Origin of the sequence: Streptomyces sp. HUAS MG91, from assembly GCF_040529335.1 — a bacterium.
In the GTDB taxonomy this organism is placed as follows: Bacteria; Actinomycetota; Actinomycetes; order Streptomycetales; family Streptomycetaceae; genus Streptomyces; species Streptomyces tabacisoli.
Genome location: NZ_CP159534.1, coordinates 1,540,853 through 1,559,915, shown reverse-complemented (window position 1 = coordinate 1,559,915; position 19,063 = coordinate 1,540,853). Strand labels below are relative to the sequence as shown.

22 protein-coding genes are annotated in these 19,063 nt (G+C 72.3%); 13 read left to right on the top strand and 9 right to left on the bottom strand.

Annotated elements, in window-relative coordinates:
- Positions 1–103: 103 nt before the first annotated feature.
- The gene (locus ABII15_RS07280; RefSeq protein WP_353941443.1) at positions 104–1,444 is read left to right on the top strand and encodes a transcriptional regulator; all 1,341 of its coding nucleotides are present in this window, start codon (positions 104–106) and stop codon (positions 1,442–1,444) included.
- Between the two features lie 72 nt (positions 1,445–1,516).
- On the top strand, positions 1,517–2,047 hold the full coding sequence (locus ABII15_RS07275; protein ID WP_353941442.1) for an NUDIX hydrolase: 531 nt from the start codon (positions 1,517–1,519) through the stop codon (positions 2,045–2,047).
- Between the two features lie 22 nt (positions 2,048–2,069).
- On the opposite strand, the gene ABII15_RS07270 is transcribed toward ABII15_RS07275, so the two are convergent.
- The gene (locus ABII15_RS07270; protein ID WP_353941441.1) at positions 2,070–2,327 is read right to left on the bottom strand and encodes a hypothetical protein; all 258 of its coding nucleotides are present in this window, start codon (positions 2,325–2,327) and stop codon (positions 2,070–2,072) included.
- Positions 2,328–2,524: 197 nt separating this feature from the next.
- Entirely contained in the window at positions 2,525–3,385 is an 861-nt protein-coding gene (locus tag ABII15_RS07265) for a 3-hydroxybutyryl-CoA dehydrogenase (RefSeq protein WP_353941440.1), read from the bottom strand.
- Positions 3,386–3,571: 186 nt separating this feature from the next.
- On the opposite strand from ABII15_RS07265, the gene ABII15_RS07260 reads away from it, so the two are divergent.
- Positions 3,572–4,801 carry a family 10 glycosylhydrolase gene (locus ABII15_RS07260; protein WP_353941439.1) on the top strand — a complete coding sequence of 410 codons (1,230 nt, stop codon included), beginning with the start codon at positions 3,572–3,574 and terminating at the stop codon, positions 4,799–4,801.
- On the opposite strand, the gene ABII15_RS07255 is transcribed toward ABII15_RS07260, so the two are convergent.
- A complete protein-coding gene (locus ABII15_RS07255; RefSeq protein ID WP_353941438.1) occupies positions 4,785–4,982 on the bottom strand; it encodes a DUF1918 domain-containing protein in 198 nt (65 codons plus the stop codon). The two genes, ABII15_RS07260 and ABII15_RS07255, sit on opposite strands and share 17 nt — an antisense overlap.
- Before the next feature lie 88 nt (positions 4,983–5,070).
- On the bottom strand, positions 5,071–6,051 hold the full coding sequence (locus ABII15_RS07250; RefSeq protein WP_353941437.1) for a DMT family transporter: 981 nt from the start codon (positions 6,049–6,051) through the stop codon (positions 5,071–5,073).
- On the opposite strand from ABII15_RS07250, the gene ABII15_RS07245 reads away from it, so the two are divergent.
- The 3 genes from ABII15_RS07245 to ABII15_RS07235 all read left to right on the top strand — a co-directional run bounded on the left by ABII15_RS07245 (position 6,050) and on the right by ABII15_RS07235 (position 8,631).
- Positions 6,050–7,501, top strand: a complete 1,452-nt coding sequence (locus tag ABII15_RS07245; protein ID WP_353941436.1) for a PLP-dependent aminotransferase family protein — start codon at positions 6,050–6,052, stop codon at positions 7,499–7,501. The genes ABII15_RS07250 and ABII15_RS07245 overlap by 2 nt on opposite strands.
- 18 nt (positions 7,502–7,519) lie before the next feature.
- Positions 7,520–7,984 carry a GNAT family N-acetyltransferase gene (locus tag ABII15_RS07240; protein WP_353941435.1) on the top strand — a complete coding sequence of 155 codons (465 nt, stop codon included), beginning with the start codon at positions 7,520–7,522 and terminating at the stop codon, positions 7,982–7,984.
- A gap of 65 nt (positions 7,985–8,049) precedes the next feature.
- Positions 8,050–8,631: a histidine phosphatase family protein gene (locus ABII15_RS07235; protein WP_353941434.1), complete on the top strand. Its 582-nt coding sequence runs from the start codon at positions 8,050–8,052 to the stop codon at positions 8,629–8,631.
- Here ABII15_RS07235 and ABII15_RS07230 read toward each other — a convergent pair.
- Positions 8,576–9,061, bottom strand: coding sequence for a DUF6314 family protein (locus ABII15_RS07230; RefSeq protein WP_353941433.1), 486 nt, complete (start codon positions 9,059–9,061; stop codon positions 8,576–8,578). The two genes, ABII15_RS07235 and ABII15_RS07230, sit on opposite strands and share 56 nt — an antisense overlap.
- Positions 9,058–9,903 carry a hypothetical protein gene (locus ABII15_RS07225; protein ID WP_353941432.1) on the bottom strand — a complete coding sequence of 282 codons (846 nt, stop codon included), beginning with the start codon at positions 9,901–9,903 and terminating at the stop codon, positions 9,058–9,060. The genes ABII15_RS07230 and ABII15_RS07225 overlap by 4 nt, the downstream gene beginning before the upstream one ends.
- Positions 9,904–10,260: 357 nt before the next feature.
- Here ABII15_RS07225 and ABII15_RS07220 point away from each other — a divergent pair, with 357 nt between their 5' ends.
- Positions 10,261–11,433 carry an alanine--tRNA ligase-related protein gene (locus ABII15_RS07220; RefSeq protein WP_353941431.1) on the top strand — a complete coding sequence of 391 codons (1,173 nt, stop codon included), beginning with the start codon at positions 10,261–10,263 and terminating at the stop codon, positions 11,431–11,433.
- Here the strand turns inward: ABII15_RS07220 and ABII15_RS07215 are convergent.
- From ABII15_RS07215 to ABII15_RS07205, 3 genes are read right to left on the bottom strand one after another with little or no spacing between them, the layout of a single operon-like run.
- Positions 11,430–11,837 carry a VOC family protein gene (locus tag ABII15_RS07215; RefSeq protein ID WP_353941430.1) on the bottom strand — a complete coding sequence of 136 codons (408 nt, stop codon included), beginning with the start codon at positions 11,835–11,837 and terminating at the stop codon, positions 11,430–11,432. The two genes, ABII15_RS07220 and ABII15_RS07215, sit on opposite strands and share 4 nt — an antisense overlap.
- Positions 11,834–12,136, bottom strand: coding sequence for a metalloregulator ArsR/SmtB family transcription factor (locus tag ABII15_RS07210; protein ID WP_353941429.1), 303 nt, complete (start codon positions 12,134–12,136; stop codon positions 11,834–11,836). Before ABII15_RS07210 ends, ABII15_RS07215 begins: the two co-directional genes overlap by 4 nt.
- A gap of 43 nt (positions 12,137–12,179) precedes the next feature.
- The gene (locus ABII15_RS07205; RefSeq protein ID WP_353941428.1) at positions 12,180–13,352 is read right to left on the bottom strand and encodes an epoxide hydrolase; all 1,173 of its coding nucleotides are present in this window, start codon (positions 13,350–13,352) and stop codon (positions 12,180–12,182) included.
- Between the two features lie 102 nt (positions 13,353–13,454).
- On the opposite strand from ABII15_RS07205, the gene ABII15_RS07200 reads away from it, so the two are divergent.
- The 6 genes from ABII15_RS07200 to ABII15_RS07175 all read left to right on the top strand — a co-directional run bounded on the left by ABII15_RS07200 (position 13,455) and on the right by ABII15_RS07175 (position 19,039).
- Entirely contained in the window at positions 13,455–14,030 is a 576-nt protein-coding gene (locus ABII15_RS07200; RefSeq protein WP_353941427.1) for a CGNR zinc finger domain-containing protein, read from the top strand.
- A gap of 112 nt (positions 14,031–14,142) precedes the next feature.
- Positions 14,143–15,171: an N-acetyl-gamma-glutamyl-phosphate reductase gene (argC, locus tag ABII15_RS07195; RefSeq protein ID WP_353941426.1), complete on the top strand. Its 1,029-nt coding sequence runs from the start codon at positions 14,143–14,145 to the stop codon at positions 15,169–15,171.
- Complete coding sequence (argJ, locus tag ABII15_RS07190; RefSeq protein WP_353941425.1) at positions 15,168–16,319, top strand: bifunctional glutamate N-acetyltransferase/amino-acid acetyltransferase ArgJ; 1,152 nt, start codon at positions 15,168–15,170, stop codon at positions 16,317–16,319. The genes argC and argJ overlap by 4 nt, the downstream gene beginning before the upstream one ends.
- Complete coding sequence (argB, locus tag ABII15_RS07185) at positions 16,316–17,245, top strand: acetylglutamate kinase (RefSeq protein WP_353941424.1); 930 nt, start codon at positions 16,316–16,318, stop codon at positions 17,243–17,245. The genes argJ and argB overlap by 4 nt, the downstream gene beginning before the upstream one ends.
- Positions 17,242–18,450, top strand: coding sequence for an acetylornithine transaminase (locus ABII15_RS07180; protein WP_353941423.1), 1,209 nt, complete (start codon positions 17,242–17,244; stop codon positions 18,448–18,450). Before argB ends, ABII15_RS07180 begins: the two co-directional genes overlap by 4 nt.
- Before the next feature lie 16 nt (positions 18,451–18,466).
- A complete protein-coding gene (locus ABII15_RS07175) occupies positions 18,467–19,039 on the top strand; it encodes an arginine repressor (protein ID WP_353941422.1) in 573 nt (190 codons plus the stop codon).
- Positions 19,040–19,063 lie beyond the last annotated feature (24 nt).

Here is a 19,063-nt window from a genome sequence, read left to right as displayed (position 1 = left end):
GGCCACAACAGAGTGCTTTGGTGGCGGAGTTGGGCATTCCGATCGCACCCCGTGTGAAGCGCACTCCACTACGCTGGCCGTACCGAGCCAACGGAGGGCATCCATGCAGCCCAACACCCTGCTCGACGCGATCCTCGACGAGGCCGGGGTCTCCCACGCGGGCCTCGCCGCCCATGTGAACCACGCGGGGAAGGCCCGTGGGCTCGCCCTGAGATACGAACACACCGCCGTGGCGCGGTGGTTGAAGGGGCAGCGCCCGCGCGGCCAGGTGCCCGACCTGATCTGCGAGGTGCTGGCCGCCCGCCTCCAGCGGCACGTCACCCTCGACGACATCGGCCTCGGCATCCCCGGCGAGCCGGCCGTCCCGCACAGCGGCACCCTGTCCGGGTTCGTGGAGCGGGCCACCGCGCTGTGGCGCTCGGACCAGCAGCAGCGCCGGCACATCCTGGACGCGCCGGCGGTCACCGGCACCCCGGCCGTGATGCCGGTGTGGGAGTGGGAGAACCCGCCGGAGGACACCGACGTCTCGCGCGGCGGCCGCCACCAGGTGAGCCCCGCCGACCTGGAGCTGATGCGTTCGGCCCGGACGCACTACGAGCACATGTACCGCAAGGCGGGCGGCATCGCGACCCGGATCCGCATCGTCGGCTTCCTCAACACCGAGGCCGCCCCGCTGCTGCGCGGCGGCTACACGGACGAGACGGGACGCGATCTGCACCGGGCCACCGGCGGTCTGGTCGCCATCGCGGGCATCTGCGCCTACGACTCCGACGCGCACGGACTCGCCCAGCGCTACTTCCACCAGGCGCTGCGGCTCGCCAAGGCCAGCGGGGACCGCGGGCTCGGTGCCTACGTCATAGCGCTGCTCGTCAATCAGTCGCTGCACATGCGCGAGTACCGGCAGGCGGTCGCCTTCGCGGAGGCCGCGCTGCGGGCGGCGGGCCGGCACATCACCCCCGCCCTGGCGTCCGATCTGTACGCGATGCAGGCCAAGGCGTACGCCCACCTCGGTGACGGCACCAGCGCCCTGGAATGCATCCGGCGTGCCGAGTCCGCCGCCGACCGGATCCGGCGTGGCCACGAACCGGACGAAACGGGATACGTCCAGCCGGGATTCGTCAACGTACAGGTGGCGGAAGCCCTGTTGAGCCTCGGCGACTACGCCGGTGCGAAGGAGCACGCCACCGAGGCCGTGCACACGCCCGCGCACGACCGCGGCCGGGTCCACCGGCTCGCCGTCCTCAGCCAGATCCAGCTCAGACAGGGGAACACGGAACAGGCCGCCGAGACGGCCGTGCGGATGGCCGAGGCCGCCCGGGGGATGGAGTCCCAGCGGTTGCGCGACAGGCTCCGGGCGGTGCGCGAGCACCTGGTGCGCAGCGGCTGCGCCGGCACGGCGGAGGCCGCCGAACTCATCGACGGGGCGCTGCGCGTACCGCTCTGAGCCCTTTCGCGGGGCGCTCGACCACGCCACTGCTGCGATATTGCCATCAACTCGACGGAAGGTGGCAGAACCGTGCAGTGGACGAAACAGAACGAACAAACTGTGTATGAAAACCGGTGGTTCAGCGTCAACCTGGCGGACGTCGAACTCCCCGACGGCCGACACCTCGACCACTTCCTGATCCGGCTGCGCCCGGTGGCCGTCGCGACGGTGGTCAACGACGCGGACGAGGTGCTCCTGCTGTGGCGGCACCGCTTCATCACCGACAGCTGGGGCTGGGAACTCGCGGCAGGAGTCGTCGAGGACGGCGAGGACATCGCGTACGCGGCCGCCCGGGAACTGGAGGAGGAGACCGGCTGGCGGCCGGGACCGCTGCGGCACCTGATGAGCGTCGAACCGTGCAACGGTCTGACGGACGCCCGGCACCACATCTACTGGACCGACGAGGCAACGTACATCGGCCACCCCCAGGACGACTTCGAGTCGGACCGCAGGGAATGGGTCCCGCTCAAACTCGTCCCCGACATGCTCGCCCGAGGTGAGGTCCCGGCCGCCAATATGGCGGCCGCCTTGTTGCTGCTCCACCAACTCAGGCTCGGCTGAGCTCTTCCCGCCGTGGCAGGCCCTAGTGCCCGAGCGCCTGCCACACCGCGATGGCGAGGGCTCCGACCGTCGTCAGCGCGGCGACCGTGGGCAGGGGCCAGCGTGTGTGTTCCAACGCGGTGATCCGCGCGTTGAGGTCGTCCTGATCCTTGACGTTCTGGTCGTCGCGGTGGGCCAGCAGGGCCAGTTCACCGTCGATGCGGGTCAGCCCGACCTCGAAGACGCGGCGTAACTCTGCGAATTCTTCCGAGACCACGGGATGTTCCGGGTCGGTGGTCACGAGTCCGCTCCTTTCTGTAGTCGTCACATCCCTGTTGTGCGCAACAGAAGTCAACTCGCCTGGTGGACGCGGCGGGAGCGTGTGCGATGGGCATATGCGAGCAGGGCGCACGCACCCCGTGCGAAACGAACGGGCCCGGTGTTCCGAAGAACACCGGGCCCGCTGTTCGAATACGCTGAGTGACTCCCCGACAGGGGCTACACGTACGTGTAGAAGCCCGATCCGGACTTCCGGCCGAGCCGGCCCGCGTCGACCATCCGCTGGAGCAGCGGGGGAGCGGCGTACAGCGGCTCCTTGTACTCGGCGTACATCGAGTCGGCGATGGAGGCGATCGTGTCGAGGCCGATCAGGTCGGACAGCTTGAGCGGGCCCATCGGGTGGGCGCAGCCCAGCTCCATGCCGTTGTCGATGTCCTCGCGGCTGGCGATGCCCGACTCGAACATGCGGATGGAGGAGAGGAGGTACGGCACGAGAAGGGCGTTCACCACGAAGCCCGAGCGGTCCTGGGCGCGGATCGCGTGCTTGCCGAGGGTCTTCTCGACCAGCGCCTGGGCGCGGCTGATCGTGCCCTCGGACGTGGTCAGGGCCGGGATCAGCTCGACGAGCTTCTGCACCGGGGCCGGGTTGAAGAAGTGGATGCCGATGACGTGGTCCGGGCGGGAGGTCGCCACGGCCAGCTTCACCAACGGGATGGAGGAGGTGTTCGAGGCGAGGATCGCGTCGGGACGCGTCACGACCTGGTCGAGGACCTGGAAGATCTCCGTCTTGACCTGCTCGTTCTCCACGACGGCCTCGATGGTGAGGTCGCGGTCGGCGAACTCGCCCAGATCCGTGGTGAAGGTCAGCCGGGCCTGGGTCTCCGCCAGCTCGGTCTCGCTGATCTTGCCGCGGGCGGCCGCCTTCGCGAGGGAGTTGAGGAGCCGGGTGCGGCCGATCTCCAGGGCCTCGCCGGTGGTCTCCGCGACCATCACGTCGAGGCCGCTGCGGGCGCAGACCTCAGCGATGCCGGCGCCCATCTGGCCACAGCCCACCACTCCGACGCGTGTGATGTCAGTCAAGGCGTCCGTCACCTCGTGCCTTTCGATGTTCGTCAGGTTCGTCCGGGGTTGCCGGAACAGAGATCCAGATACGTTTCCAGGGGGTTCCGGATCTGCACGTTACCCCGTAGACATGGGAGGGGTGGAGTCCGGGTTAACGGCTGTTTATATAGGGACTCACAGTTGCACGGGAATTCGGGGGGATCCATGGGACGTATGTCACGCCGAGTCTTCACGCTGGGTGCCGCGCTCGCGCTGGCGGGGGTGACGGCCGGGGACGCGGTGGCCGGTGAGCCCGTGCCGCGCCGCGGGCCCGCACTGCGGGGGATGTGGCTGGCCAGCGTCGCGAACCGGGACTGGCCCTCGAAGCCCGGCCTCACCCCCGCCGAACAGCGGGCCGAACTCCTCGCCCACCTCGACACGGCCGTCGCCCGCCGGCTGAACGCGGTGGTCTTCCAGGTGCGCCCGGCGGCCGACGCGCTGTGGCCGTCCCCGTACGAACCGTGGTCGGAGGTGCTCACCGGGGTCCAGGGCAAGGATCCGGGCTGGGACCCGCTGGGCACGGCCGTGGCGGAGGCGCACCGGCGCGGTCTCGAACTGCACGCCTGGTTCAACCCGTACCGCGTGGCGAACCACACGGACCCCGGTCGGCTCGTGCCCACGCATCCGGCCCGGCGCCACCCGGAGTGGATCGTGCCGTACGGCGGGAAGCTGTACTACAACCCGGGACTGCCCGAGGTCCGCCGGTTCGTGCAGGACGCGATGGTCGACGCGGTCAAGAAGTACGCGGTCGACGCCGTGCACTTCGACGACTACTTCTACCCCTATCCCGTGCCCGGCCAGACCTTCGACGACGACGCCACGTTCGCCGCGCACGGCGGCGGGTTCACCGACAAGGCGGCCTGGCGGCGCGACAACATCGACCGGCTCGTACGGGAGATGGCCCAGCGCATCGAGAAGGCGCGGCCCGGGGTGCGGTTCGGGATCAGCCCGTTCGCCGTGTGGCGCAACCGGGCGACGGACCCGCGGGGCTCGGACAGCGCGGCGGGCGTGCAGACCTACGACGACCTGCACGCCGACACCCGCAAGTGGGTCCGCGAGGGGTGGATCGACTACATCGCACCTCAGGTGTACTGGAACATCGGCTTCGCGGCGGCCGACTACGCCAAGCTCGTGCCCTGGTGGGCCGACGTGGTCCGGGGGACCGGGGTGCGGCTGTACATCGGTGAGGCGCTCTACAAGGCGGGCGATCCCGCGCAGGGCACCGCCTGGCAGGATCCGGCGGAGCTGTCCCGGCACCTCACGTTCGCGGACAGCCGCCGCGAGGTGCGCGGCCACATCTACTTCTCCGCCAAGGAGGTCGGGGAGGACCGGATCGGGGCGATGGCCCGGGTCGTCGCCGACCACTACACGCGCCGGGTCACTCCGGATTCCTGAGCACGGGCCGGACGACCGCGTCCGGGCCCGGCGACATGATGGCCTCGTGGCCGTCCTCGAAGCGGACCCGGAAGGGCGGCGACCCGTTCGCCCCGAGCACTTCGACGATCTGGGCGATCCGGTCGTGCTGCCCGACGATCCGGCCGTGCACCAGGAGCTGGTCGCCAACGGATGCGTACATCAGGAGTGCCCCCTCGCGCTGCCTGTGGTGGGGCCAAGTCTACGGCCCGGTAGGCGAGTTGGACCCTTTTGTGCCTTCGGGAGCGGTACTAGCCGCGCGCCCGCTGGGTGACGGCGATGCACACCAGGACCGCCGCGGCGGTGACCGGCGCCGCCACCGGCAGGGTCTCGCCGAGCAGCAGCACGGACCAGACGAGCGTCAACAGGGGCTGTGCGAGCTGGAGTTGACTGGCTTTGGGGATGCCGATGAGGCTCATGCCCCGGTACCACAGGAGCAGGCCGAGGAAGGTCGAGACGGCCGCCACCCAGACGAGGCCGACGACGGCGTGCGCGGACAGGCGCACCGGCTCGGCCGACAGGGCGACGCCCGCCCCGGTCGCGGTGACCGGCAGGCACAGCACCAGCGCCCAGGCGATGACCTGCCAGCCCGGCATGAACCCGGCGAGCCGGCCGCCCTCGGTGTATCCGGCGGCGCAGATCAGCAGGGCGCCGAAGAGGTAGACGTCGGCGCGGGTCAGCGCACCGCCGCTCTGCTGCACGGTGAACGCGACCACCGCGGCGGCGCCCGCGCACGCCGCGATCCAGAAGGTGCGCGAGGGCCTGGCCCCGGTGCGCAGCGCCGAGTACGCGGCCGTGGTCAGCGGCAGCAGGCCGACGACCACGGCGGAGTGCGCGGTCGTCGCCGTCCGCAGGGCGAGCGTCGTCAGCAGCGGGAAGCCGAGCACGACCCCGGCGCCGACGACGGCGAGCCCGCTCCAGTGGCGCCGCTCGGGAACCCGCACCCGCAGTACGAGCAGGCCCGTGCCCGCGATCACCGCCGCGAGCACGCTGCGCACGCCCACCAGCGACCACGGCCCGAAGCCCTCCAGGCCCCACACGGTGGACGGGAAGGTGAGCGAGAACGTGACGACGCCGAGCGCCGCGAGGAGGGTGCCCCGCACCCTGTCCGAGGCGGCGGCCGGAAGGCCCGTGGAGGGCGTGGGCGATGCGGGGGACGCGGAGGTCGTGGGGGCGGGCGGGCCGCCGACCGCTATCGCCATCTGGTCAGTAGCGCTATTCTCAGCTTTCATGCAACACGGTAGCAGTGTCGAGGAATTGGCGAAACAGTTGCGGAAAGAGCTGAACCGCTACTCCGAACAAGAGAAGCTGCCGTCGAGCAGAGAGCTCGTGGAGCGGTTCAGGGTCAGCCCCGTGACGGTCTCGCGGGCCCTCGCCCAGCTCGCCGCCGAAGGGCTCGTCGTGACCCGGCCCGGCGCGGGCGCCTTCAAGGCCGCGGCCCGCTCGGCGGCCCCGGCCGGGGACACGTCCTGGCAGGAGGTCGCGCTCAGCGCCGAGGGCGCCGCCGAGGGCGTACCGCGCACCGTCGACGCGTCCGGCGTCCTGGTCACGCTGGCCGCGCCGCCGCCCGGGGTGATCGAGTTCAACGGCGGCTATCTGCACGAGGTGCTCCAGCCCGGCGCCGCGCTGTCCGCCGCGCTCGCCCGCGCGGGCCGCCGCCCCGGCGCCTGGGCCCGCCCGCCCGTCGACGGACTGCCCGAACTGCGGGAGTGGTTCGCGCGCGGCATCGGCGGAGCGGTCACCGACGCCGAGGTGCTGATCACGTCCGGCGGGCAGTCGGCGCTGGTCACCGCCCTGCGCGCGCTCGCTCCGCCCGGGGCGCCGGTCCTGGTGGAGTCGCCCACGTACCCGGGCATGCTGGCGATCGCGCGGGCCGCCGGGCTGCGGCCGGTCCCGGTCCCGGTCGACCGCGACGGCGTCCGCCCCGACCTCCTCGAACAGGCCTTCAGGGCGTCCGGCGCCCGGGTCTTCGTCTGCCAGCCGCTGTTCCAGAACCCGACCGGCGCCGTGCTCGCCCCGGACCGCCGCCCCGACGTGCTGCGGATCGCCCGCGCGGCCGGTGCCTTCGTCGTCGAGGACGACTTCGTGCGCCGCCTCGCCCACGAGGACGCGGGACCGCTGCCCAGGCCGCTGGCCGCCGACGACACCGACGGAGTCGTCGTGCACGTCTCCTCCCTCACCAAGGCCACGTCACCGAGCCTGCGCATCGGCGCGCTCGCCGCGCGCGGCCCGGTCCTGGAACGGCTGCGCGCCATCCAGGTCGTCGACCACCTCTTCGTGCCCCGGCCGCTCCAGGAGGCCACCCTCGAACTCGTCGGCTCGCCCGCCTGGCCCCGCCATCTGCGCACCGTGGCGGCGGAGTTGCGGCGCCGCCGCGATCTGATGGCCGCCGCCGTCACCGAGCGGCTGCCCGAGCTCGCGCTGCCGCACATCCCGGCCGGCGGCTACCACCTGTGGGCGCGGCTGCCCGACGGCACGGACGAGCGGCAACTGGTCACGGCCGCGCTGCGGGCGGGCGTCGCGGTCGCCCCGGGCCGCCCGTACTTCGCGGCCGAACCACCGGCCCCGTACCTCCGGTTCGGCTTCGTCGCCGTGGCGAGCACCGCGGAGATCAGCGAGGGGGTGCGGCGGCTCGCGACGGCCTGGGACGAGCGGAAACCGGATCGACCCGCCCCGGTGTGACGTGCGACGATCCCGCCCATGTCAGCAACCCCCGTACCCGCGGCCGAGCTTCCCGACGGCTATGAGATCTCCGTCGACCCCGCGCGGATCGACCCCGCCCGCGTCCACCACTGGCTGTCCACCGACGCGTACTGGGCCGAGGGCCGCCCGCGCGAGACGCAGGACGCCGCGATCGCGGGCTCCCTCAACTTCGGCGCGTACGACACCGCGTCGGGGGAGCAGGTGGCCTACGCCCGGGTCGTGACGGACTCGGCGACCTTCGCCTGGCTCTGCGACGTGTACGTGGACCGCTCCGTGCGCGGCAAGGGGCTCGGCAAGGCCCTCGTCGTGGCCGTCCGCGAACACCTGCGGCCGCTCGGCGTCCGCCGCGTCCTGCTCGCCACCAGCGACGCGCACGGCGTGTACGAGCGGGCGGGCTTCCAGCCGCTGCCGGAGCCGGCCCAGTGGATGGTCCACTACTACGACCCGGCCGTACGTTCCTGATCCCGCGGCCTGTGAACCCGGAGTGAACCCTTGACCGGTGCTACCGGCCGGTTACACGATCAGGCATGCAGCTGAGCGTCACACTTCTCGCGGCCGCGCGCAGCTCCTCCCTGCTCACCGAGCGCTTCGACGACGACCGCCCGCTCGACCACGCGGGCTGGTACGAAGTGCTGCGCGCGGCGCCCGGGTTCGGGCCGCTGGCCGCCGCCGAGCTGCGCTACTGCTCACCGACCCCGCGCAGCCGCGCCACCGGCGACGCGCTCGGGCTCACCCCGCTGGTCCAGCCCGCCCTGCGCGACTGCGACATGGGCCGCTGGCGGGGCCGCACACTCGCCGAGGTGACGGCCGTCGAACCGGCCGCCGTCGACCGCTGGCTGGCCGATCCGCGCGCCGCGCCGCACGGCGGGGAGCCGCTGCTCGCCTTCATCGCCCGGGTCGGCGCCTGGCTGGACACCCGGCCCGCCGACGACGGCACCCGGATGGTGGCGATCGCCGAGCCGTCCGTGGTCCGCGCGGTGCTCGTCTACGCGCTGAAGGCGCCCCCGTCGACGTACTGGAACATCGACGTGCCGCCGCTGTCGACGGCCACCGTCAGCGGCCGGCCGGGCTGGTGGAGTCTGCGGCTCGGCGCCGGTAGGCCGTCGTGAGGACCAGGTCCTTCGCCGGGCCCTTCACCCGCCACACGGTCCGCCAGCGCCCGGCGTCGTACACCGTGAACTCGCCCCGGTAGAGGTCCGCCGAACACGGGTGGTCCGCCACGTGGTGGCCGGTGCGCAGATCGAGGCCGTGGAAGAAGCGGCCGTCGGCGAAGCGCACGACCGCGGTGCCGGGTACCTCTCCCGGCACGTAGAGCAGCGTCCGCTCGGCGGGGCGCGCGGTGCCCCGCCACGTGAAGCTGCCCGACTCGACGTGCCGCAGCGCGCCCGCCTCCGGCGCCGCGCGGTCCGCCGTGAAGTCCGTCGTGCCGGTGAACGTGCCGGTGACGTCGTCGGCGAGATCCCGCACCGTCCGCTCCACCTGCCAGCTCCCGGCGAGGAACGCCAACGCGTCCGGCACCGGCCGGAGTTCACCCGTCACGTGCCTTCTCCTGTCTCTGTTTCCGCGCGCAGCGCGCCCGCCGCCGCTTCCCATCCTGCCTGTGTGTCCCGGTGTGACGGCTCGGCGGGGTCGACCGCCGCGATCCGGCGGCGGACGCGGTCCGTGCAGGCGGTGTCCCCGCACGCGCACGAGAAGTCGGCCTCGGCGGTGTCCCGTCCGTCCGGTGCCCAGGGCCGGGCGAAGAACCCGTCGTACTGGGCGACGACCGCCTCGTTCGCCTCGCGCAGCAGGGCCCGGCGCTCCTCCCGGCCGGCAGCGTGCGGCCCCGCGGCCAGGTGCCGGGCCCACCGGTCCTCGACCGCCCGCACGGTGTCCGTGGCGCCGTCGATCCTGAGGAAGGGCGCCCCCGACGCGCGTACCTCGGTCTCGACGACCTCGGCGAGGCGGCGGTAGAGGGCCAGCGGGCCCGGGGCCAACTCCCGTTCGGCCAGCCGCTCTTCGAGGAGCTCGGGGGTCGGCAGCAGCCACAGCGCGGCCCGGCCGGGGAGCGCGTCGACCAGGCGCGGGGTGATCACCGTGCCCTCGGCGATCGTGAGCGGCGCCGGGGGCAGGGCCCGTACGTCGTCGGCGACCATCGGGCCGCGCTCGTGGTGCAGCGCCATCGCGTACAGCTCGTCGACGGGCGCCGCCCAGCGGTCCGCGGGGGAGAGCCGCTCGAACCGCTCCGCGGCCGGGACCCCCGCGGCGAGCGCCCGGTCGCGGTGCGCCCAGGTGCGGGTGTCCGCGTGATAGCGGCGCAGTCCGTACCGGCGGGCCAGCCGCTCGGCGACGGTCGACTTCCCGGCGCCGGGCGGCCCGCCCAGCCACAGCACGTCCGTCATCGCGGCGGCCCTTCGCCGCGGGCGGGAAGTCCGGTCACGTGCTGCCTCCGTGGATGCGCCGGGGATGGTGCCGGGGGTGCGGCCCCGCCTCGACCGTAAGCCGAGCAGGGCGCTGCGCCGAAAAGCGGATGCGTGCGGGCGTCGCGTCGCGTTACCGTCGACGGCATGAACGTCACCGGCCGAACCACCACCGCGACCGCGCGAGCGACCAGCTCGCCGGTTGCCGCCGCCTGACGTCTTCTCTCCCTCGGCGACCGGACACGGTCCGCCGATGACTTCCCAGGGCTCTCCGTCCCGCTCCCGGTGATCGCGCGCACCGTCCTCCGGCGCCGCCGCACGCACCCCCAAGGAGCCCCCATGGACACCGAGACCGTCCTGCGTACCTTCGTCGAGTACTACGAGGAGCGCGGCCACCGCCGGATCACCGGGTCCACGCTGCTGCCGCCGCCCGGCGACCCGGTCCTGTTCACGACATCGGGCATGCACCCCCTCACTCCGTATCTGGAGGGCCGCCCGCACCCCCTCGGCACCCGTCTCGTCAACGTCCAGCGCTGTCTGCGCACCACGGACCTGGACGAGGTGGGCGACCTCACCCACCTGACCGTCTTCGAGATGCTCGGCACCTGGTCGCTCGGCGACTACGGCCTGCCGCGCAGCCTGGAATGGGGGTACGGGCTGCTCACCGAGGGCTTCGGCATCGATCCGGGACGGCTGCACGCCACGGTGTTCGGCGGCGACGGACGCAGCGGACCCGACACCGAGTCGCTGGAGACCTGGCAGCGGCTCGGCGTCCCGGTCGAGCCGACCGTCGACGACAACTGGTGGTCCGGAGGGCCGACCGGGCCGTGCGGCCCCGACTCGGAGATCTTCCTGTGGACGGGCGACACCCCGCCCCGCTCGACGCCCACCGGGGACGAGCGCTGGGTGGAGGTGTGGAACCACGTGATGATGCGGTACCGCGGCCTGCCCGACGGCTCCCTCGTGCCGCTGCCCCGGCACAACGTCGACACCGGGCTCGGCCTGGAACGGCTGGCCACCCTGTTGCAGGGCCACACCTCGGTCTTCGACTGCGATGTCTTCACCCCGTGGCGGGAGCGGCTGCCCGGTCTGTGGGGTCCCCTGGACGAGACGTCGACGCGGCTGGTCACCGACCACCTCCGCTCGGCCCTGGTGGTGCTCGGCGACGGTGTCCGGCCGGCCGCCACCGGCCGCGGCTACGTCCTGCGCCGGCTGGTCCGCCGCGTCCTCACCACCCTGTGGCGCGACGACCGCGACCGGCACCTCGGCGATCTGCCCGCCGAGCTGGTCGAGCACACCCTCGACCACTTCCGCCAGGACACCGGCACCGAGCGGGTGCGCGGCGTCCTGATCGACGAGGAGCGCCGCTTCCGCCGGCTCCTGGACACCGGCCGCAGGGTGCTCGACCGGCCGCGCTTCCGCGGCCCGCTCACCGAGGAGGACCTGCGGTACCTGCACGACACGCACGGCCTCCCGCGCGATCTCGTACGGGGACTGCGGGGCGAGGCCTAGCCCGCCGCGGTCTCCTTCGGCTCCGTGGCGAGCTGGATCAGGTTCCCGCACGTGTCGTCGAGGACGGCGGTGGTCACCGGGCCCATCTCCACGGGCTCCTGGGTGAAGCGGACGCCGAGGGCCGTCAGCCGCTCGTACTCCGCCCGCACGTCGTCGACGGCGAACTGCGCCAGCGGGATGCCGTCGCCGACGAGCGCGTCGCGATACGGCTTGACGGCCGGGTGCCCGGCGGGCTCCAGGAGGAGTTCGGTGCCGCCGGGCTCCTCGGAGGAGACGACGGTGAGCCAGCGGGCACCCTCGCCCAGCGGGATGTCGTGCTTCTTCCGGAAGCCGAGGATCTCGGTGTAGAAGTGCTCGGCCTTCGCCTGGTCGTCGACGAAGACGCTGGTCATGTGGATCTTCATGGGGTGCTCTCCTCGGGGCCGTACGGGTCGTGCGCGAGCCATCGTTCGGTGATCTGCCGCAACGGAGCCGTGTTCAGGTCGTGGAACTTGTAGCGGCCCTCCCGCCGGGTCTCGACGAGGCCCGCGGACTCCAGCACCGCGAGATGCTGCGAGACCGCCTGCCGCGACATGCCGAGCCCGTGCCTCGTGCTCAGCCGGGAACAGATCTCGAACAGTGTCTGTCCGGACGCCTGCGTCAGTTCGTCGAGGATGGTGCGGCGGGTGGGGTCGGCCAAGGCTTTGAAAACGTCATCGGCCACCGCTCCACCATAGGCAACCCGTCGCTTGCCTATCAACCCGATGTCACCCTTGGGCGGCCAGCACCGCCGCGAGGCCTTCCCTGAGGTCCTCGACGAAGTACTCCGGAACCTCCAGCGACGGGAAGTGTCCGCCCGCTTCGGGCTCCTTCCACCGGACGATCCGCCGGTACCGCTGCTCCGCCCAGGGGCGCGGGCACTTCTCGACGTCGCGGGGATACATGGTGAGCGCCGCCGGGACGTCGACCCGCAGGCCGGGGTCGAGCGCGTTGTGGCTCTCGTAGTAGATGCGGGCCGCCGAGGCGCCGGTCCGCGTCAGCCAGTACAGGGTGACGTCGTCGAGGATCCTGTCCCGGGAGATCCGCTCGAACGGGCTGTCCTCGGTGTCCGACCACTCGGCGAACTTGTCGAGGATCCAGGCGAGCAGCCCGACCGGTGAGTCGACGAGCGAGTAGCCGATGGTCTGCGGCCGCGTCGCCTGCTGCTTCGCGTACGCCGCGCGGTGCCGCCAGAAGTCGCGGGTCTCCCCGGCCCACCGGCGCTCGGCCTCCGTCAGCCCGTCCGTCGACAGCCCGGGCGGGCCCTCCGCGAACGTGGTGTGGATGCCGAGCACGTGCTCGGGGAACCGGCCGGCGAGCACCGTGGTGATGTTGCCGCCCCAGTCGCCGCCGTGGGCCGCGAACCTGTCGTGGCCGAGGCGGCCCATCAGCTCCACCCACGCGGCCGCGATCCTCTCGGTGCCCCAGCCGGTGGTGGCCGGCTTGTCGCTGTGACCGAAACCGGGCAGCGAAGGGACCACGACGTGGAACGCCGGTGCGCCGGCGTCCTCCGGGTCCGCCAGCTCCTCCACCACGTCGGCGAACCGGGCGACGCTGTCCGGCCAGCCGTGCGTCAGGAGCAGGGGTGTGGCGTCCGCGCGCGCCGACCGGCGGTGCAGGAAGTGGATCCCCAGGCCGTCGACGGTCGTGCGGAACTGGCCGATCCGGTCGAGCCGCGCCTCGAACGCGCGCCAGTCGTACCCGGTGCGCCAGTACTCCACGACCTCGACGAGGTCGGCGAGCGGAACCCCCTGCGCCCAGCGGCGCGGACCGGGTGCGGCACCGAGGACCGTCTCGGCCTCCGGCAGCCGCGCCGCGGCCAGGCGGGCGCGCAGATCCTCCAGGTCGGCGTCGCTCGCACGGGCTTCAAAGGCTTGTACGTCACTGGCGGGGCGAGGCATGGGATCTCCTGGCCGTCGGGGAACCGGACACGACCTATCGTGAACCGGCATTGCTGGTTCACGCAACCCCCGATCCCGGCCGTAACCGGCTAAGCTGGTTCCATGCGTGACGCCTTCCCCGACTTCCGTCTCGGCCCCGTCCTGGCGACCAGCTTCACGGGAACCCTGTCGGAGCGTTTCGGCGATTCAGTGGAGCGCATCCCCGTACCGCGGCGGCTCGTCGACTGGCTGGCGGTGAGCGGCCTCGTCGTGGACTCCTGCACCGCGGACCAGCTCGACCTCGCCCGCGAACTCCGGGAGTCGATCCACGCCGTCGCGACCGCGGCCGCGACCGGGGAAGCCCTCCCCGCGCCGGCCGTCCGGATCATCAACGACCACAGTGCCCGGGGCCGGGCCGCGGCGATCCTCACCGACGGCGGCAAGCGGCGCTGGCGGCTCGGCCCGGACGCTCCCGTGGAGGACGCCCTCGGTGTGATCGCCGCCGACGCGGTCGCGGTCGTCGCCGGCGAGCGCGACGGGAAGCTGGCCCTGTGCGCCTCGCCGACCTGCCGCGCCGCCTTCTTCGACACCAGCCGGAGCCGCACCCGCAGGTGGTGCGACATGAACACCTGCGGGAACCGCCAGAAGAAGGCACGCTTCCAGGCCAGTCATCCCAAGGGCTCCGACGCGGCGGAGTGACCGGCCGGAGGTCCGGAACCCGTGCTCTGCGCGCCCGGTGGGGCGCCTCCAAAGGTCGATTGCATAAACGTGCAGCGCGACGTATAGTCATGCCATCTAGGAGGAGGGTTCCATGGCGGTACGCGCAGCAGTGGCAGGGGCGAGTGGATACGCGGGCGGCGAAGTGCTGCGCCTGCTCCTCGCCCACCCCGAGGTCGAGATCGGCGCCCTGACGGGCAACTCGAACGCGGGACAGCGCCTCGGTGCCCTCCAGCCCCATCTCTTCCCGCTCGCCGACCGCGTGCTCCAGGAGACCACCGCCGACGTGCTCGCCGGCCACGACGTCGTCTTCCTGGCGCTGCCGCACGGCCAGTCCGCCGCCGTCGCCGAGCAGCTCGGCCCGGACGTGCTCGTGGTCGACATGGGCGCCGACTTCCGGCTGAAGGACGCCGCCGACTGGGAGGCGTTCTACGGCAGCCCGCACGCGGGCACCTGGCCCTACGGCCTTCCCGAACTGCCGGGTGGCCGCGCCGCGCTGGAGGGGTCCAAGCGCATCGCGGTGCCCGGTTGCTACCCGACGGCCGTCTCCCTCGCGCTCGTCCCCGCGTACGCGGCGGGGCTCGTCGAGCACGAGGCCGTGATCGTCGCCGCGTCCGGCACCTCCGGCGCCGGCAAGGCTGCCAAGCCCCATCTCCTCGGCAGCGAGGTCATGGGGAACATGTCGCCGTACGGCGTCGGCGGCGGCCACCGGCACACCCCCGAGATGATCCAGAACCTCAGCGCGGCGGCCGGTGAGCGGGTCGCCGTGTCGTTCACGCCGACCCTCGCGCCCATGCCGCGCGGCATCCTCGCCACGTGCAGCGCCAGGACCGTCCCGGGCGTCAGCGCCGAGACCGTCCGCGCCGCCTACGAGAAGGCGTACGCCGACGAACCGTTCGTGCACCTGCTGCCCGAGGGGCAGTGGCCGCAGACGGCGGCCGTGTACGGGTCGAACGCCGTGCAGATCCAGGTCGCCCACGACGAGGCCACGGGCCGGGTCATCGTCATCAGCGCGATCGACAACCTGACCAAGGGCACCGCGGGCGGCGCCATCCAGTCCATGAACATCGCCCTGGGTCTCGACGAGACCACGGGGCTCTCGACGATCGGAGTCGCGCCGTGAGTGTGACGGCAGCCAAGGGATTCCAGGCGGCGGGCATCACCGCCGGGATCAAGGAGAGCGGGAACCCGGACCTGGCCCTCGTGGTCAACCGCGGCCCGCGTCTGGCGGCCGCGGGTGTGTTCACCTCCAACCGCGTCAAGGCCGCCCCGGTGCTGTGGTCCGAGCAGGTCCTCAAGGGCGGGCTCGTCTCCGCCGTGGTCCTCAACTCCGGTGGCGCCAACGCCTGTACGGGACCCAAGGGCTTCCAGGACACCCACGCCACCGCCGAGAAGGTCGCTGACGTCCTCGACCTGAACGCGGGCGAGGTCGCCGTCGCCTCCACCGGCCTCATCGGCGTCCTGCTCCCCATGGACAAGCTGCTCCCGGGCGTCGAGACCGCCGCCGGACAGCTCTCGGAGCACGGCGGCGAGAAGGCCGCCATCGCCATCAAGACCACCGACACCGTGCACAAGACCGCGGTGCACCAGGGCGACGGCTGGACCGTGGGCGGCATGGCGAAGGGCGCGGGCATGCTCGCCCCCGGCCTCGCCACCATGCTCGTCGTCCTCACCACCGACGCCGACCTCGACAGCGGCGTCCTGGACAAGGCGCTGCGCGACGCCACCCGCCTCACCTTCGACCGGGTCGACTCCGACGGCTGCATGTCCACCAACGATACCGTGCTGCTGCTCGCCTCCGGAGCGTCCGAAGTCGCCCCGGAGTACGCCGAGTTCGCCGAGGCCGTGCGCGCCGTCTGCGACGACCTCGGCCGCCAGCTCATCGGCGACGCCGAGGGCGCCAGCAAGGACATCAAGGTCGAGGTGATCAACGCCGCGACCGAGGACGACGCCGTCGAGGTGGGCCGCTCCATCGCCCGCAACAACCTCCTCAAGTGCGCCATCCACGGCGAGGACCCCAACTGGGGCCGGGTGCTGTCCGCGATCGGCACGACACGGGCCGCCTTCGAGCCCGACCGGCTGAACGTCGCCATCAACGGCGTCTGGGTCTGCAAGAACGGCGGCGTCGGCGAGGACCGCGACCAGGTCGACATGCGCTACCGCGAGGTCGTCGTCACCGCCGACCTCGCCGCCGGCAGCGAGACGGCGACGATCTGGACGAACGACCTGACCGCCGACTACGTCCACGAGAACAGCGCGTACTCCTCATGAGCGGGACGAAGGAGACACAGCCCACCGCGCGCAAGCACACCGCGCTCCCCAAGGCACAGACCCTCATCGAGGCGCTGCCCTGGCTGACCCGCCACCACGGCAAGACCGTCGTCATCAAGTTCGGCGGCAACGCCATGGTCGACGAGGAGCTGAAGGCCGCCTTCGCCCAGGACGTCGTCTTCCTGCACCACGCGGGGCTCAAGCCCGTCGTCGTGCACGGCGGCGGCCCGCAGATCAGCAAGGCGCTCGACAGGCACGGCATCGTCAGCGAGTTCAAGGCGGGCCTGCGCGTCACCACCGAGGACGCCATGGACGTCGTACGGATGGTGCTCGCCGGGCAGGTCCAGCGCGAACTCGTCGGTCTGCTCAACCAGCACGGCCCGCTCGCCGTCGGCATCACCGGCGAGGACGCCCACACCATCACCGCCACCAAGCACCAGCCCCGCATCGAGGGCGAGCTGGTCGACATCGGCCGGGTCGGCGAGATCACCGAGATCGACACCGGCGCCATCGAGGCCCTGCTCGCCGACGGCCGGATCCCGGTCGTCTCCTCGATCGCCCGCTCCCAGGACGATCACCATGTCTACAACGTCAATGCTGATACGGCGGCTGCGGCACTCGCTGCTGCGCTGGACGCCGAGACGCTGATGGTGCTGACCGACGTCGAGGGCCTCTACGAGGACTGGCCCCACAGCGACGAGGTCATCAGCCGGCTCACCGCCGCCGAACTCGAGAAGCTGCTCCCCGACCTGGCGAGCGGCATGGTCCCGAAGATGGAGGGCTGCCTGCACGCCGTGCGCAACGGCGTGCACACCGCCCGCGTCATCGACGGCCGCGTCCAGCACTCGATCCTGCTGGAGATCTTCACGGACGAAGGCATCGGCACGATGGTCGTGCCCGATGCGGAGGGGGAGACCACGTCATGAGCGACCACACCACGAACGCGGAGCTGACCTCGCGCTGGCAGGGCGCGCTCATGAACAACTACGGCACCCCGCGGCTGCCCCTCGTCAAGGGCGCCGGCGCCACGCTGTGGGACGCCGACGGCAAGGAGTACACCGACTTCGTCGGCGGCATCGCGGTCAACGCCCTCGGCCACGCCCACCCGGCGATCGTCGAGGCGGTCACCCGGCAGCTCGGCTCGCTCGGCCACGTCTCGAACCTGTTCATCGCCGAACCGCCGGTCGCCCTCGCCGAGCGGCTGCTCCAGCTGTTCGGCCGCGACGGCTCGGTCTTCTTCTGCAACTCGGGCGCCGAGGCCAACGAGGCCGCCTTCAAGATCGGCCGGCTCACCGGGCGGCGCCACATGGTCGCCACCACCGGCGGCTTCCACGGCCGCACGATGGGCTCCCTCGCCCTGACCGGCCAGCCCGGCAAGCAGGACGGCTTCACCCCGCTCCCGGGCGACGTCACGCACGTCCCGTACGGCGATGTGGACGCGCTCCGCGCCGCCGTCACCGAGGACACCGCCTTCGTCATCATCGAGCCCATCCAGGGTGAGAACGGCGTGGTCGTGCCGCCCGCCGGCTATCTGAAGGCGGCCCGCGAGATCACCCGCGCCACCGGCACCCTGCTCGTCCTCGACGAGGTGCAGACCGGCATCGGCCGCACCGGCCACTGGTTCGCACACCAGGCGGAGGAGGGCGTCGAACCGGACGTCGTCACCCTCGCCAAGGGCATCGGCGGCGGACTGCCGCTCGGTGTGACCGTGGCGTTCGGCGAGACGGCGAAGCTGCTCAACCCCGGGCAGCACGGCACGACGTTCGGCGGCAACCCGGTGGTGTGCGCCGCCGGACTCGCGGTGCTGGACACCGTCGCCGCCGACGGCCTGCTGGACAACACCAAGCGGGTCGGCGAGCGCCTGACGGCCGGAATCGAATCGCTGGGACACCCGCTGGTCGGTCGTGTCAGGGGAGCCGGGCTCCTGCTGGGTATCGTGCTCACCGGGCCGCGCGCACCCCAGGTGCAGCAGGCGGCCCAGGACGCGGGCTTCCTGGTGAACGCGCCCGCACCCGACGTCGTCCGGCTGATGCCCCCGCTGAACCTGACCGACGCCGAGGCGGACGCGTTCCTCGCGGCGCTGCCCTCGGTCCTGGACGCCGCAGCGGCCGACGGGGAAGAACGATCCTGAGGATGGGACGACGACGATGAGCAGCCAAGCGGACCCCGTGGAGACGACGTCCGGCGCCGAGCGCGGGGCCAACGGCACGCACGGCCCCGCCGTGCCGCAGACGCGCACCGCGCGCCACCGCCGGATCGTGGACATCCTCAACCGGCAGCCGGTGCGCTCGCAGAGCCAGCTGGCGAAGCTGCTGTCCGACGACGGGCTGAGCGTCACCCAGGCCACGCTCTCCCGCGACCTCGACGAGCTGGGCGCGGTCAAGATCCGCAACACCAACGGTGAGCTGATCTACGCCGTGCCCAGCGAGGGCGGTTTCCGCACCCCGCAGGCCCCGCTGGGCGAGTCGGCGAAGGAGGAGCGGATGCGCCGCCTCGCCGGGGAACTGCTCATCTCGGCCGAGGCGTCGGCGAACCTGGTGGTGCTGCGGACGCCGCCGGGCGCCGCCCAGTTCCTGGCTTCGGCCATCGACCAGGCGGAGCTGCACGTCATCCTCGGCACCATCGCGGGCGACGACACGCTGCTCCTGATCAGCCGGGACCCGGCGGGCGGCCAGGCACTGGCGGAACACCTGCTCCGCCTGGCCCAGAACGACCACTAGTACCTGTTCTGAGCCCCTCCGGGG

Excerpts from the sequence above, each read along its gene's own strand:
- ABII15_RS07215 (WP_353941430.1), bottom strand. The coding sequence starts at position 11,837 with ATGAAGATCCACATGACCAGCGTCTTCGTCGACGACCAGGCGAAGGCC.
- argB (WP_353941424.1), top strand. The coding sequence starts at position 16,316 with ATGAGCGGGACGAAGGAGACACAGCCCACCGCGCGCAAGCACACCGCG.
- ABII15_RS07225 (WP_353941432.1), bottom strand. The coding sequence starts at position 9,903 with ATGACGGACGTGCTGTGGCTGGGCGGGCCGCCCGGCGCCGGGAAGTCG.
- ABII15_RS07235 (WP_353941434.1), top strand. The coding sequence starts at position 8,050 with ATGCAGCTGAGCGTCACACTTCTCGCGGCCGCGCGCAGCTCCTCCCTG.
- ABII15_RS07205 (WP_353941428.1), bottom strand. The coding sequence starts at position 13,352 with ATGCCTCGCCCCGCCAGTGACGTACAAGCCTTTGAAGCCCGTGCGAGC.
- ABII15_RS07180 (WP_353941423.1), top strand. The coding sequence starts at position 17,242 with ATGAGCGACCACACCACGAACGCGGAGCTGACCTCGCGCTGGCAGGGC.
- ABII15_RS07260 (WP_353941439.1), top strand. The coding sequence starts at position 3,572 with ATGGGACGTATGTCACGCCGAGTCTTCACGCTGGGTGCCGCGCTCGCG.
- ABII15_RS07175 (WP_353941422.1), top strand. The coding sequence starts at position 18,467 with ATGAGCAGCCAAGCGGACCCCGTGGAGACGACGTCCGGCGCCGAGCGC.
- ABII15_RS07245 (WP_353941436.1), top strand. The coding sequence starts at position 6,050 with ATGCAACACGGTAGCAGTGTCGAGGAATTGGCGAAACAGTTGCGGAAA.
- ABII15_RS07255 (WP_353941438.1), bottom strand. The coding sequence starts at position 4,982 with ATGTACGCATCCGTTGGCGACCAGCTCCTGGTGCACGGCCGGATCGTC.
- ABII15_RS07200 (WP_353941427.1), top strand. The coding sequence starts at position 13,455 with ATGCGTGACGCCTTCCCCGACTTCCGTCTCGGCCCCGTCCTGGCGACC.
- ABII15_RS07250 (WP_353941437.1), bottom strand. The coding sequence starts at position 6,051 with ATGAAAGCTGAGAATAGCGCTACTGACCAGATGGCGATAGCGGTCGGC.
- ABII15_RS07220 (WP_353941431.1), top strand. The coding sequence starts at position 10,261 with ATGGACACCGAGACCGTCCTGCGTACCTTCGTCGAGTACTACGAGGAG.
- argC (WP_353941426.1), top strand. The coding sequence starts at position 14,143 with ATGGCGGTACGCGCAGCAGTGGCAGGGGCGAGTGGATACGCGGGCGGC.
- ABII15_RS07240 (WP_353941435.1), top strand. The coding sequence starts at position 7,520 with ATGTCAGCAACCCCCGTACCCGCGGCCGAGCTTCCCGACGGCTATGAG.
- ABII15_RS07280 (WP_353941443.1), top strand. The coding sequence starts at position 104 with ATGCAGCCCAACACCCTGCTCGACGCGATCCTCGACGAGGCCGGGGTC.